Source organism: Acetobacterium malicum subsp. dehalogenans DSM 11527, from assembly GCF_000472665.1.
Classification (GTDB): domain Bacteria; phylum Bacillota; class Clostridia; order Eubacteriales; family Eubacteriaceae; genus Acetobacterium; species Acetobacterium malicum.
The window spans coordinates 1-14,358 of sequence record NZ_AXAC01000029.1 but is presented as its reverse complement, the minus strand read 5'-3'; the positions used below and the strand labels follow the sequence as shown (position 1 = coordinate 14,358).

The 14,358-nt window shown below is 42.9% G+C and carries 12 protein-coding genes; all 12 read right to left on the bottom strand.

The genetic code is table 11. From position 1 onward, the window contains the following. Positions 1-8 precede the first annotated feature (8 nt). Positions 9-941 (bottom strand): hypothetical protein, encoded by a 933-nt coding sequence (locus A3KS_RS0111890; RefSeq protein ID WP_026395114.1) that lies wholly within the window; start codon positions 939-941, stop codon positions 9-11. Positions 942-976: 35 nt separating this feature from the next. Next, positions 977-2,035, bottom strand: coding sequence for a peptidoglycan DD-metalloendopeptidase family protein (locus A3KS_RS0111885; RefSeq protein ID WP_026395113.1), 1,059 nt, complete (start codon positions 2,033-2,035; stop codon positions 977-979). 2 nt (positions 2,036-2,037) lie between these two features. Next, a complete protein-coding gene (locus A3KS_RS0111880) occupies positions 2,038-4,053 on the bottom strand; it encodes a VirB4 family type IV secretion system protein (RefSeq protein ID WP_242834763.1) in 2,016 nt (671 codons plus the stop codon). Next, the gene (locus A3KS_RS21060; RefSeq protein ID WP_051355837.1) at positions 4,046-4,795 is read right to left on the bottom strand and encodes a TraC-like domain-containing protein; all 750 of its coding nucleotides are present in this window, start codon (positions 4,793-4,795) and stop codon (positions 4,046-4,048) included. The genes A3KS_RS0111880 and A3KS_RS21060 overlap by 8 nt, the downstream gene beginning before the upstream one ends. A gap of 111 nt (positions 4,796-4,906) precedes the next feature. After that, on the bottom strand, positions 4,907-6,643 hold the full coding sequence (locus A3KS_RS0111870; RefSeq protein WP_026395111.1) for a hypothetical protein: 1,737 nt from the start codon (positions 6,641-6,643) through the stop codon (positions 4,907-4,909). 2 nt (positions 6,644-6,645) lie between these two features. After that, the gene (locus tag A3KS_RS0111865; protein WP_026395110.1) at positions 6,646-6,909 is read right to left on the bottom strand and encodes a hypothetical protein; all 264 of its coding nucleotides are present in this window, start codon (positions 6,907-6,909) and stop codon (positions 6,646-6,648) included. After that, complete coding sequence (locus tag A3KS_RS0111860; RefSeq protein ID WP_026395109.1) at positions 6,896-7,204, bottom strand: hypothetical protein; 309 nt, start codon at positions 7,202-7,204, stop codon at positions 6,896-6,898. Before A3KS_RS0111860 ends, A3KS_RS0111865 begins: the two co-directional genes overlap by 14 nt. A 42-nt stretch (positions 7,205-7,246) precedes the next feature. After that, positions 7,247-7,627 (bottom strand): ASCH domain-containing protein, encoded by a 381-nt coding sequence (locus A3KS_RS0111855; protein WP_035356136.1) that lies wholly within the window; start codon positions 7,625-7,627, stop codon positions 7,247-7,249. Between the two features lie 10 nt (positions 7,628-7,637). Further along, a complete protein-coding gene (locus A3KS_RS0111850; RefSeq protein ID WP_026395107.1) occupies positions 7,638-8,615 on the bottom strand; it encodes a DUF8195 domain-containing protein in 978 nt (325 codons plus the stop codon). Positions 8,616-8,644: 29 nt separating this feature from the next. Then, positions 8,645-10,771, bottom strand: coding sequence for an InlB B-repeat-containing protein (locus tag A3KS_RS0111845; protein ID WP_026395106.1), 2,127 nt, complete (start codon positions 10,769-10,771; stop codon positions 8,645-8,647). Between the two features lie 225 nt (positions 10,772-10,996). After that, entirely contained in the window at positions 10,997-13,051 is a 2,055-nt protein-coding gene (locus A3KS_RS22635; RefSeq protein WP_051355835.1) for an Ig domain-containing protein, read from the bottom strand. Between the two features lie 74 nt (positions 13,052-13,125). Continuing rightward, the coding region (locus A3KS_RS21050) for an InlB B-repeat-containing protein (RefSeq protein ID WP_035356133.1) at positions 13,126-14,358 on the bottom strand (1,233 nt) is incomplete at its 5' end.

The following is a 14,358-nucleotide window of genomic DNA, read 5'->3' as shown; positions in this document are numbered from 1 at the left end:
ATTTCCTCCTATTTCGTGAATATCAGTACAATTAACATGATAAAATTGATGATGGAGAACCCACCACCAATGATAATAAAGAGCTGTTTAAAACCTTCAGCAAATAGAAGCGTATTGACCCGTTCCATTAGACCTTCCATTTTTCCCAGGGCTTCGTCACTTTTACTCTCGATTTTGTTCAGTGCTTCACTATATTTACCGGTGAGTTCATCCAGTTCTTTTTCCCGTTCCCCCACGATATCCGTTTTGGTCTGATTAACCTGTTCGACCAGATTTGTAAAAAGCTCATCGAGTTTCTTTTGGGAGACTTCTCTGGATTCGTCAAAATGCTGACTGAACGACTCAAAGGTTTTAATGATGTTATCGCACTGCTGTTTAAAGTCGATGGTGTTTTTTTCAATAATGGCCAGCTGAAGGTCATTACTCTCAACTCCTTCCCGGAAAGTCACCATTTGATCCTTGATCTGTTCTGCCATTTTTTTGATGGTTTCTTCTGATCCCTGGACACTCAGGTTTGCCTGCACGAACATCCGCTCAATGCTCTCGATCCGTTTAAATTCACTTTCTTCTTTTTCAGCTTCTTCCAGATTTTTTTCCACCTCACTGAGCTTACCGATGACCTCATTAACCGCATTAAAGAGAATCGTATTGGATTCTTCCAGATCCTCAGCTTCTTCGTATTTTTCTCCGGACTCCCCAACCAGCTCCCGGATATCTTCCATCAGCACCGAAATGTGCCGGATATGGGAATTTTTCTGGGTATAGGACTCTCGGAAATAAATAAACTGCGATGCAAATTCCTCGACGGATTCCCGGAGTATTTCGGCTTCTTCCGGGGTTAAGTTTTCATCATCCACACCATTGAGGGTTTGCATAAACTTGAGAATGTCATCTCTGAAGCTTTTCGCTTCCTTTGTCTTGTTGGTTTCCACTTTTTTCATTCTTTTACCTACTTTCTTTCTTTAATTGATTAATTCTACCTGAAATCATAGCCCCCTAAGTCAACAATCCTTTGCTTTTTAGTGGCACTATCCTCCTGTATAACATAAATCGGCAGATGTTGTCGGCCCCATGATAGACACTCCGCTTCGGTCGGCAGCCACATATCAATAACCTTCCGTTCTTCATCCACAGCACCCCCACGATCTTCGACCACATAGACCCCACCGTTTGGCTGATCGGCCCGGACCGGAATATAAATTCGGGTACCGGCTTCCAGACTGGGATAACCTGCCACAGTCCGGTTGGCAGTAGTGGTCGTCCCGGAAGACGTGGTTCCATAATCGCAATAGGCCGTGATCTGAGCATTCACCATTTCGGCGGTGCTTAAGTCAATCTCCCCGGAAATGGCAGCGTCACTATCGGATATATAAAGCATCGGATCCACATATTCACCGTCGGCTTTTATTTCAAAATGGATGTGTCCCCCCTGGGTGCTACCGGTTGCGCCGGTTCTGGCGATCAATTGTCCACGCTTAACCATATCGCCAGCACCAATCGACCAGGATCCTGATTCCAGATGACAATAATGCGCCGTGATTTCTTTCCCGTCCTTGGCCTTTCCGACATTTATAATAATCGTATTCCCCCAACCGCCATTCATCCCGGCATAAACAACGGTTCCGTCACCAATGGCATAGCAATTCGAGCCATCGGGGGCTTGAATATCAATCCCGGTATGCATCCGCACATCACCATAAATCGGATGGATCCGTTCACCAAACAGATTGGTTTCATCGGATCGATCCAGTTTGTATTCGGCATCCAGTGGCCAGGCAAACTGGCCATTGCCATTGGCTTTTCCGGGTAATAAGTATTGATACTCGGTTTTTAATTGCAGCACAACTGCCAGGATATCCGGATTGGTAATTAAACTGGTCAGCATGGTTATCGGTGTAGATAAAATATAAACAAGCATTAAGACCAGTCCTAAGATCAGCCCCAGCATTCCGGCCAGTATTCCCAGAACGATGTTTCTTAATTTCTTGTCCGATGCAACCGCTGTCGCTGCTTTGGCAATGACTGGAATCGCCATGACTACCGACCACCCCGATCCCCAAAATACTTAAACTTGTAATCGGCCACATCAAAGGACATGCTAATCCGATCCCGACCGATGATAAAGAGTCCCTTTCCTCTGAGCTTGGCAGTTAAGACTTCCTGCTCGGCTTCGGTTAAGAAATAGAGCTTTTTCAAGTCCTGAAGGTTCTGTCCGGTGGTTCCCAGCATAATCTTGTAACAGGGCTGATCCAGCAGCGCCTGGCCATACATTTTAATACTGGGGTTTAAGAAATCCTCAACCGCATGAGAAATAATCATAATGCCGGCCTCATATTTTCGGCAGCGCTTCATGGCATTTCTGAGAAATATCAGCGATTGCGGCACCCGTTCATCAATCATCAGATAGGATTCATCACAAACCAGAAGGATCCGCTCATGACGATCCCGACTCATTTCCTGCCAGGCCCAGGACAATAGATTAAAATATTGGGTCGATTTGATGGTGTCGGATGAGTTGTTCAGATCAAAGGTATCCAGACACACACAGCGGGCATCCGATTTTAGTGATGTGTAACCCGACCACAGGAAGGAATCGCCACCAATGGCCAGATCTTTAAAGATAATGGCCAGATCCCGATAATCCGTATATGCTTTTTCACTGATTCCCCGTTCCTGTTCGGCTTCTTCCCGTTCGATCAACAGCTCATATAAATCTTTGAAGGTCGGAAAATCGGTATTTTTCATAGTAGTCACATCCGTATCCCAAACGATATTAAAACGGTTATAAAGGGTAATGACAGAATCCTTTAACAACGCCCGTTGAATGTCGGTGAGATCTTTAAAGTACAACGAAAAAAAGACGTCAAGCGTCTTTAAATGAAGGGCCATGGCACCAAATTTTCGGACATCCTTTTCTTTTTCAGTGCCTTTTTCCGGTTCATCATCCTTCTCAAGATATAAATCTTCTTCCAATGGTAAAATTTGAAGGGGATTGATCAGGTGCTTACCATCCCCGCCGGCATTGATCCAATCACCACCCAGGTTTCGGCATAAGTCCTGATATTCTCGTTCGGGATCGATAAAAATGATCCGGGTTCCCAGGGCGTACTCCATCAGAGCAATGTTTTTGATAACCGTTGATTTTCCGGATCCCACATCACCCAGCACCACCACACTGGAGTTGGTGCGATCCTTACCACGCTTCCAGAGATTCAGACAAACCCTTCCACCAGTGGAATCCCTGCCATACAAAAACCCTTCCTGATCGTTATAACCACAACTGGCAAAAGGAAAGCCCCCCAGAACAGATGAAATGGGCATGACCGTTTTGATGATCTGCTGAACATTCTTTTCCTGGGTGCAGGCTGGAAAAAGATTGCGAAAGCCTTCCTTTTGCAGATAAGGAAAGGATCGAATCTTCGTTTTTTCCATCAAAAAGGTACTTTGCACCTTTCGGCACATCTTATTAAACACTTCCCGGTCGTTGGCCATGGGCATAACCGATATCCCCACACTGCCAACCACTTCCTGTTCAAACTCAATGTTTTTGAGCATTTTGATTGAGTCTTCCTCCCGCTTGATTGCATTCATCTCGGCCAGAGCATCTTTTCCACTGGCTTCCTGGGCTTTTTCACGGTGCTGATTAACAGATTTATTGAGATTATTAATAAAATCGGCATTCTCAATTTTATCAAACTCAATGGAGAAGACTGTTCCGGGGATATTGGACAGTTTCCCCAACCACCCATAATCCCGGTGGGCCGGATATTGGATCACGCCATACACCCGGGCCAGATATTCACCAATCCACAATTCATTGGGCTTGATTTCCATGTTGATGGGCGAAATAATATTCATCAGGGATTTATTTTCAGTAATTGCTGCTTTTTTTGATCGCCCAAATTTGGATCCCCGCTTGGGCTGTTCCGGTTGACTTTCCTCACTATTCCCAAAAAGTGACCGCCGTTCCTTTTTAGGCCCTTTGTCCTTCACCGGTTTTTCGGCTGCTGTCCGTTCTTTCCGACTTTCTTTGGGTTTCTCGTGCTTACGCATATGCGACCTCCTGTGTTTGATCTGCTGCCACGAATTGACTTTCATGACTGTTCTTATATAAATCCATAATCGTTGTAATCTGGGTGCCGTATTCCATATCTTCCAGATGACAATAGGCAGGGTTATTAATCAGATTACACAGTCTGACAATTTCCTGCTGTTTTAGAATCTCACCGGTGATTGTTCCACTAGCCAACCGGCTTGCAATATCAGTGATCCGCTTGAGGAAATCCCGTTCAATGCCATCTTCGTATTCTTCCCAGACGATGAAATAAAACTGACGCTGAACAATTTCACCGGATTCGGCAAAGTGATGCATCTCCAGCATTTCCTTACCCAGAATATCCTTAACCACCGGCTCAGTGGTTTGGGTCCAGATCCGGGAGTATTCTTCCACCAAGGGAAAAATATCAACCGGCCTTTCCACCGAAAGAAAGCGCCAGGAGGATTCCGGGGCCATCTGCACACACAGCTGCTTACATAAGGACCGTTTTTCACTCTGTGACAGTAAATCCAGAGAGATGGCATCCACCCGGTAATAGGCACAGATTTTATTATCTTTGGTATAAAGAAAATTTCCTTTGATGTCTTTGACATTAATAAAATCGTGGACGCTGTTATGCTCCGGCTCCTTCTTTTTTCCTTTGAATTGAACCGTCTTGTTTTTCTTATTCCAGATGTTCATTACAACCAGTGCGATAATGCCCACACAACAAATAATAAGGGGGATGATTTTATCCATTTTGCTTTCCTTTCAATTTTTGTTTCCCGGGGAAACAGGATTCGTTTTGCGATTTTTGTTTCCTCGGGAAACAGGCTTCCATCTATTTTTTTGTTTCCTCGGGAAACAGGATCACATTTCCGGCTCCCAGACTTCTTCCTGCCGTTCCTCCAGTTCCCGTTTAAGGCTGCTTTCTTCCGGTGTTACCGGTTGATGACTTAAATACTGATCCAACTCCGCCACATGATCCTGAAATGTTTTATTCATGGATTTAAAGGTCGCATCCAGGCGTTTCTGGTGATCGCTTGGGGAGCCTTGAAGTTCTTCACGATATGCCTGATAGGTTTTTTTGAGTCTTTCGTTTAATTCTGCGGGTGCTTTGAGGTTATTATGGGCCAACAGCATCAGAGCCACCCCCTGGGCTTCGAGTTGACCTTCCAAGCCATCATAATTGGGTTTGATCGTCGCCTGGCAATATTCCAATATCCCTGCCGTTAAATTCTTATTTTCAACCATTTGTTCACTGGATTTTATATCAGGATATTCACTTTCGGATAAATCGGTTTGAGTAAGATCATAAATCGACCCCATCACAAACCGGGGGCCTTCTTTTGCATCATTGGGAACAAAGATTTGAATCGGATCTTCACCTTCCTTAACCTGCATCCCCTTTTCCAATAAATCCTGAATGTTGGCTACCTGGATGGCATTGGCGTTTTGGGCAAAGATCAATTGCTGATTTTTGGTGGTATATTGCTGAAACCGGGTCGAAAACTGAATGAAATCCGCCAGTTTTTGGGGATCGGCATCAAACCCGTCATGAAGATCGAGAAGCATGAGTCCATACTCATCAACGTGATAGATCCGATCCGTTACCAAAGCATCAGTCAATACCTGATCCCCCTTTATTGCTTTATCGTTTTCCGGGGTTTTGGCCGCTTCGCTGGTAATGATGGGATTGGCATCATTGCTGACCGTTCGGGTTTCTGTGGGCGTTTGATTGACCGCATGAATGGCCCGCATCAGATCCGACATGGTGTTTTCCATGGTAAGCAACAAATCTCTGATTTTATCGATTTCTGGCGAATTGGAGTCCCTTGACGGGGTATTCGTTTGAATATTCGCCACAGTCTCGCTTGCTGCTTCCCGTACCGGGTTATTTTTCTCAGCCCGATTGATTTCATCAATCTGTTGGTTGGCCACATTTTTGATCTGTTCAAACCGGCTGTTGATCGCATCGAACTGATTGACCATCCAGGTGGCAAACCCGATCCGGGCCCGGTTGGTCACGTTGGAAAAATAGTTTTCGATTCCCCGAGCCACCGCAATGCGTTTATCATCGACCTGGATCATCTTCTCACCCAGGGAACGAATCACCGTGCGCCGGGGAATCCGACTGTCCTGGGCAGCTTCGGAAAACTGATCCAGACTTTTATTGGTGCGTTCCACCGCCTGATCCAGCGCATTGATCTCTTTAGCCAGGGCTTTTTCCTCCCGGGTAATGGGGTTGGGATCAATGAGCTGTTCCATATTTTTTAAATCAATCACCGGTTCCCGGGTTTGATTAATCACTTCCCGACTGACCAATAGAAACTCCTTAAAGGTACTATCCAGCTTATCAAGGAGATTTGTATCAATGGGGTCGACACGTTCCAAAACCGCCTGATTTTCAGATTTAGCGGGACTGACTTCAGCCTTATTATCATCCAGAGCCGTTTTTCCAGCTGCTTGCCCCACCCCGGCAGCCTGCTTCATCATTTTTGCTTTTTCCGATTCCACGATGGCATATAGTATCCGGGCCGTTACCTCACCCAGCTGTAAAATCTGATCCATACCAACACTCAAACTTGCATTTTGTCCATTTGCCATTTTTATTCTCCTTTAAAATTATTCATAAAAAGAAGCGCATCCTTTTCATTTGAAAATAAATGCGCTTCCACGTCCATCAGATCCCGAGTCGTTCGAATAACCCGCTCATCTTTCTTTTCTTTTTCAATCACTACATAGGGTACACTCTGATTATCACGATCCAGATAGAATAACCATCGCTCTTTATCCCACACTTCCATTTTTAATGAGTCATTCACAAAAGGTAATGCGATAAAACGATGGGATTCTTCATTAATGCGCCCCATGGTGCAGCACCCTGATTGAATTTTTTAATTTCTTCCTGCTCATATCCTGGTATTCTTTTGTCGAAATGACCTCCAGCTGATTATAAAAGAAGCATTTTTTAGAATGCTGCAACTGCACCAGGACAAAGAAATCATAACAGTCCAGGACAATTCCCGGCTTTGACACCTTTTTGTTTTTATCAAATTTATCACCGTCAAGTCCCGTTCCGGTTGTTTTCACTGTTTGCCCTACTTTAAAAACCTGGTTTCTATGACATATCCCCTTACTTCCGTCGTTTGCTGTTCTTATCTTCATCCTCACCCTCCATAAATTATTTTTTAATCACATTCCCTTTTTTTAGATGTACCGAAATGACTGCGGTGGTACAAAATGGTTCCATACCCTAAATGGATTAATCGGGGTATGATACGCCATCACATCCTCCATTTCAATGGCATAAGCTTTGTCATGACCCTTAAAATAGGCATCGAAATCCTTCTTTTTAATCCCTGCATAAGCTTCTGTTTTCAACCAGATATTTTCCGGTGTATCAACCATAATTCGTTTAATGGTAAACTCCCCAGTAATGAGTCCCACCGGCCTGGTCACGTACATGACAATGGTATTGACCGGTTTTCTAAAAATCCGTTTTCGGTATTCATAGTGTTTATTTCCGTCCATAATCTCATTTGCATACTCCGGTTTGATGGACAGGAGTACATTATCTTTGCTTCTCACCGGCACCCCCTTATTTTTTATTATTAACCTGCCAATCGTCATAAACGGTTCCGTTGATGTTGACGCTGTTGGTGGTCGCTGTCCCCAGCATCCCCCCAGGCGTCCAGGCATCGAACACCTCTGAATAAACCGTGTACTCCGTATTATCCGGAAACCAGAGCGGGGTAAAATGCACCCGGGCACTGCTGGCTGAGAACGGATTTGTTTTTAATTCCAGCATCGAGTTTGATAGATTGCTGTTATTTGTAATCCCCATGCAGTCGGACAGGCGATTAAACTGATCAAAACTGCCGTTTGTCGTGACCCCGGTTTTAAAATTAAACTCCGGGAAAACCGTACTGGCATTCTGTGCCCCGGCTAACCATCGATCCGCTACCACATCGGCGTTACTGGCTACGGTTGTGCTTAAATTCAGGGCATAACCATAACCGGATTTAAAACTGGCCCCGCTGTTGGCTTCCTGGGTTCCGTTTTTAATCTCTGGCGTCACTGTCAGGATTGCCCGATAGGTATCTTCATGAAAGTTGGTGCCATCATAGCTGTGACGCTTCCATTCATTGGCATCGGATCGGATCACAAGATAGGTGGAATCCACCATTCCGGTCACTCCACCGTTATCCACTCCATAAATTTCAATGTAATACATGCCCTTATCATAATGTTTGACCTTGGCCACATTTTCGACACTGTGATCCCGTTCCATGTCAACCACATAGGAATAACTGCCATCAGCATTTTGTGTCATTGGTTCTGTCTTCACATCATCCTGGCTTCCGGCTGCACTCCAGACCTTACAGGTCAGACCGGCAATGCCATTGGCAGCATTCAGATGGCCAACCGTGATGGTAAAGGTCTTTTCCGAGTCCTGGATCGCCGTGATCTGATCGGTTGTAATGGTATCGTGGGCAAAAACCGGGGTTGGCAATATAAACCATCCCAATAAATAAAGCAGGGTAAAAACCCTGCTAAACCGCTTCGTTCTATTCATTTTTTCCTCCTTGGTGATTGAAAAAGAAATCAATCCGCTTTCCATTTGGCATACAGCTTCGTATCTTCATATACCGGATAGGCATCAAACCGCCAGGGATTGTTACACCCGAAATCCTTGTACCAACCCACAAAGGCAAAACCGTCACGAATTGGTGGATCAGGCGGGGTGATCAGGGTTTTGTAGTTGGTGCTAATTGCGTTCACCGCACTGCCCCCCATCGCATCAAAACTGATCTGATACTGATTGATAGACCATTTGGCGTAAAGCGTCACCGGCCCGGTAACCCGGTCACTGGCCACTTTCCATTCCTGGGTACACCCGCTGTCTTTAAACCACCCTGAAAATGAGTAACCGGTTAAAACTGGCGGAGTGATTGCTGGCAAGGTGCTGTCATAATTCACCCCGATCGCCGGGATCTCATTTCCGCCTTTGGTGTTAAAGGTGACTTTATAAACCACCGGGATCCATTTTGCTTTGAGTGTTGTATCACCCTGAACCTTGTCAGTGGTGAAATTCCAGGGGCTTGTGTAGCCTGCATCCCTAAACCATCCTCCAAACACGTAATTGCTTCTGGCCGGCTGAGTCGGCGGGTTGATCGTCGAGTCGTATTTCGTCGTAATCGAAGCGCATGCACTGCCTCCCTGGGAGTCAAAGCTGATCTGATAATCATTAATCGTCCACTTGGCAAACAAGGTGGTTGTTCCCCGGATCTTGTCATTATTGAAATCAAAGGCATTGATATATCTGGCTTCCTTGTACCATCCGGAAAAGGTATAGCCGTAACGGACCGGATCCGCCGGCCTGGTGATCAAGGTATCATACTCGGTGGTAATCGGTGCGATCTGACTCCCACTTTGCGGATCGAAGGTGACCCGATACTTGTTTTTAATCACCGGTTTTTCGCTGATATAGCAAAAGGCCGAAGCTGATGCACTCTCTCCGCTGTTGGTGCTATCCCAGGCGGTTGAAAATATCCGGTTGCTGCCGGATACGGAATAACTGTTGTCGGTCACCGCTCCCCCCGGGGTATTAAATACCACATACTCGGTATCGGCGTTTGCTGTGGCAGTGACTGTGATGGTATACCAGTAATAGGTATGGGTGGTGGTTGTCACCTTCCCATCGGCATCGGTACTGGAGGTTGTCCAGGAATAGGAGTGGGTTTGGACACTGTTGGATGTACTCAATACCTGGGGATCGACGATCCGCTCGGTAAAGTCAACCGACACCGCACTATCCAGATAGGTACCTCCTGACTGTTGTCCCTGACCGGTAATTTTAATATTCTCATTGCCGGCTGTCCCCGGGTTATAGGTTTTACTCCAGGTTTTTTCAGCTTTGACATAATCAATGGATTCCGGAGTATTGACCACAAAGGTGGCACTGTTGGTTTTAAAAACCACCTGATCAGTTTCAAGGGGTGTAACCGCATAGACCTTAACCGCTGTATTGATCAGGTATTTATTCTGATTGGGCCATGTGCCGGCACGAATGATTTCCGGGTTTTTAAATTCCTCGGCCTTGACCGATAATTCTTTTTCTTCCCCGGTGCGTAATCCGGTTGATGTAATTGACTGGGGTTTAAAGGTCATATGATCCGTTCCCCGGATCGTCGGGGTGTAGCTAAATGACCAAATATACCGAGTCGGATCATCCGGATCATTTTTACGATTAATCCGGGTACCGTGGAAGTAACAGTCCGCCAGCTGGCAGTTTCCATCCAGATGGTTTTGCAGCATTTCCAGATCTTTATTATCGATGACCCCATCATCATTCACATCAGCTGCTCCGCAATGGGGACACCGCTCTCTTGCGGTGTAGTCTTTACAGCCACCATCGACATGGGCCTTTAAGATATCGTAATCTTCACTGTTGACCTGAAGATCCCCATTCATATCCATCACCTGGTTATTTCCTTTTAGCTGCTCATCACTGTATTCAGTTTGCGGGGTTAGTAGAAACTCACCCGTTCCTGAGTTGATCAGAATCTGATCAACATCTTTATTGGAGGTGATTGTAATTGTGATATTGTCCTCTGATGTTCCAGATGTACCGATAAAAGCCTTGGCACCTTCAGCTTGGACGCTGGGAGAAATAATCGACAGAGCCAATAAAAGCACTAATGCTATAAGGATGGTTCGCTTTTTAATCATAAATGTCTCCTTCCGAAAAAAGAAGTGATCAAGTATTAACTTTATCTCGATCACTTCTTATGGTTTATTATTTTGTCGTTCCTGCTGCATCATATGCACCATACTCTGAATTATAATAAGGTGATCTCAACCGCCAATAAGCACTACTTGACTTCAATTTCTTGATTCGTGAAGCATTATCTGTAAATATTGGATATTGATAACCCTCTTAGTCTTTTACACTTTTTAGTATTCTTCCTTTACGGTAATGTTTTTTAATTCACTTGTGTAACTTCCATAAGTTACTTTTATGAAATATCCAAAGTTTTCATCAAATCCAACTAATACATTTGAACCATTATAAGTATCGATACCATTTATGTTTTCTTGTATTAATTGATCAATCCGTTGCTGTAAATAAGATATTCTCGTTTCCATGCTTGTTTTATATTCTATTGGAATAAAATAGTGATTCATTTGAAGAAATAAAACATCATTAGCGACTTTTTCTTTATCGGATAGCCCTTTTAAACCTTTTTGCTTTGCATTATTATAGTTATTTATCGCTGTTTGAGTAGCTGTTGTTGTTTCCATAACTGTATCTTCACTCACATTTCCGTCTGCTAAAACATTTTTTGCTGTTTGTTCTGCTTCTTCCATGGCTGTCTTTGCTTCTTGAGTGGTCCATCTATCATTTATTGATATATCTGATCCATCTTTTGATACTGGCACATACATAATTTGATTTAACATTGATTTAAGTACGTACTTAAAGTCAAATCTCGCAATTTCAAAATCAACGGATTTTTTAGCATACCCTTCTTTGTTAAAGTTTAAGTTATACCGCCCTGGTTCAAAACTGTTTATCCACTTTGTGTATCTTATCATATACGTATTAGCATCCACTTTTACAAGCACAAGATCATTAACGGTGTCTTTGTTAAAAATATTATCCTTCTTTAATTCAAAATCATTTATTGTTAAAGACGGAATACTAACTTGATCTCTCCCATTCACTAAGTCATATATAGTAAAAACTATACTAGCTTCTGCGGTGCTAGTTAATTTTATTATTGTTTCTTTTGTTTCCGGTGCAGAAGAACCATAGTCAGGATCAATTTGTGGTTCTTTAATATTCGGATCTACACTCATATTTTGAGGTTCTTTTACAAGGATGATATCATCCGCTTTAATTTCAGCATTGATAATGTTTCCCTCACCTGTAATTACAGCATTGGCATTTAAAACTGCTTGATTGATTTCAGCATTATGACTTAAATACATTTTACAATCACTAGCGTTTTTATTAACTAGGATAGTTTCCACCGTTGTATTATCTTTAATGTTTACTGTGGCTTTCGCTGCTTCGACCGTAATAAGTTTAAATGCACCTTCAAACGCAAAGGATTTATCGTTGGCATCTTCAGAAATTAGTATTTCCAAATCATTAACAGCATTAGCTTCAATACCAATATTGTTTGCTGTTTTTTCAATCGTGAATTTATTATAACTACCACCGTTTAGATGAATACTATCGTGGCCACCACCACGTATATGCGTTTCGCCTGAAACTGTAACATTATCAAGTGTAACATCTCCTTCGCCAACGGCTTTATCAATTATCAAATCACCATCTATACTAACATTTTGCAAAATAACATCTTTTGATTTAACCATAGCATTGCCTTGAATTTTTTCATGTCCTGTTTTATGATCATAGACTCCTGGTTGATCAAATACTACACCGTCATCATTTTTCTTAACAATTTTTATTTGAATTTCTTCTAATCTGAGGGATGAACCGGTTGTTCCAAGTTCATCTCCATTTTTAACCCATCCCCATTGATTGGCATTTACAACTGGTATATTTCCTTTATCTTGAACATGCCCCCGATAATAAACATCATAATCTGGTAAATTAACGAGATCAATTTTAATTGATTCAATACGTTGCCCAAGTCCTTCTGTTCCAGCAAACTCATTTGTTGTAACTGGTGTCATCCATCCTTCATTTTGTACGTGGACTTGATAAGTAATTCCCGCATTTTTAGGAACATCGCCTGTTAAATTAATCCACAGACCTTCTATCCGCAATCCTTCTCCACGTGTTCCTAATGCTTCTGGTCCCGGGATGTAGCTTCCTTGTGGTTTTGGAAAGTCCCCTTTATTTTGAACATGACCTCGATATTCAACTCCTAATTGTTCTGTATAGTCATTTGTTTTAAAAGCAGTTGTTGACAATACAATCAAAACTAATACGCCCGCTGCCATTATTAATCTGTTACGTTTTACATTTTTCATAAATCCTCCTATTGTACTCATTAATGTATTCTTTATATAAGAATTATCCCAATTGAATATAAGGAATAACTCAGTTAATCTTTAATGTACGATACATTTAGTTGATATCTATAATAAGGGCCATAAACCCTTGTATCAACCGCTGGTTTAGTCACTGTTCCACTATAGTATGCTGTATAATCTGTGCGATACGTTCTTGTATCGATCCCCGCCTTAGTTACTGTACCACCGTAAATTACTCTTACATATGTTGGAAAATAGGTTATCGACTTTGAGTATAAAAGTCCGGTATAGCCGCCCTCAGTATATCTGACTACGCCAGTTACGTGTGTTGTTCCGGCATCGATTTCCGCCTGTGGAAAATGTGATTCAAAAGTCTGATAGCGACTATCAGCGGGTATATACTCTCCACCTGTTTGTACAGTTACGTTTGTTGTCTTATACTTATTCAAAGTACCACTATAACCACCAGAATTATAGGAAACACTTGATGGTGTTGTATCTGATCCTATCGATGATTTTGTTGTTGATTCGGTTTTCGTTTGTGCTGGTGTATATGAACCGCTTACTACACCCGTTGTATCAGATATACCACCTGATAAAGTAACATTAATGGTATTACCAATAACACTATTGACAGTAACTACACCTTGATTGGAAGTAACGTTTTTAAATTCATATAAATCACTTATTGTAATAGAATGTGTTTGTGTTGGATATGATCGGGCTAATAAATTTATGATTTGTTCTGAAGTGGGATTAATACTCCATTTGGCATAATAGGTAATCCCATCAACCGGGTATTTTTCTGGCAGCTCACTGACTTCTTCACCGGAAAAATCAGCTTCTTTAAACCACCCTTTTTGTGTGTACCCGTCACGAGTAAGCACTGGCATGGCTCGATTAGTGATCTTCTGATCGGTGACACCATTTAGATCCGGTGTTGCTGATCCCTGATTTTCTTCAAAACTAATCACCGATGGGTTAGCTTCCCATTTCGCATAATAGGTAATCCCATCAACCAGGTATTTTTCTGGCAGCTCACTGACTTCTTCACCGGAAAAATCAGCATTTTTAAACCAGCCTTTTTGTGTGTACCCGTCACGAGTGATCACTGGCATGGTTCGATCAGTGATCTCCTGATCGGTGACACCATTTAGATCCGGTGTTGCTGATCCCTGGTTTTCTTCAAAGCTAATTACCGATGGCTTAGCTTCCCATTTCGCATAATAGGTAATCCCATCAACCGGATATTTTTCTGGCAGCTCACTGACTTCTTCACCGGAAAAATCAGCTTCTTTAAACCA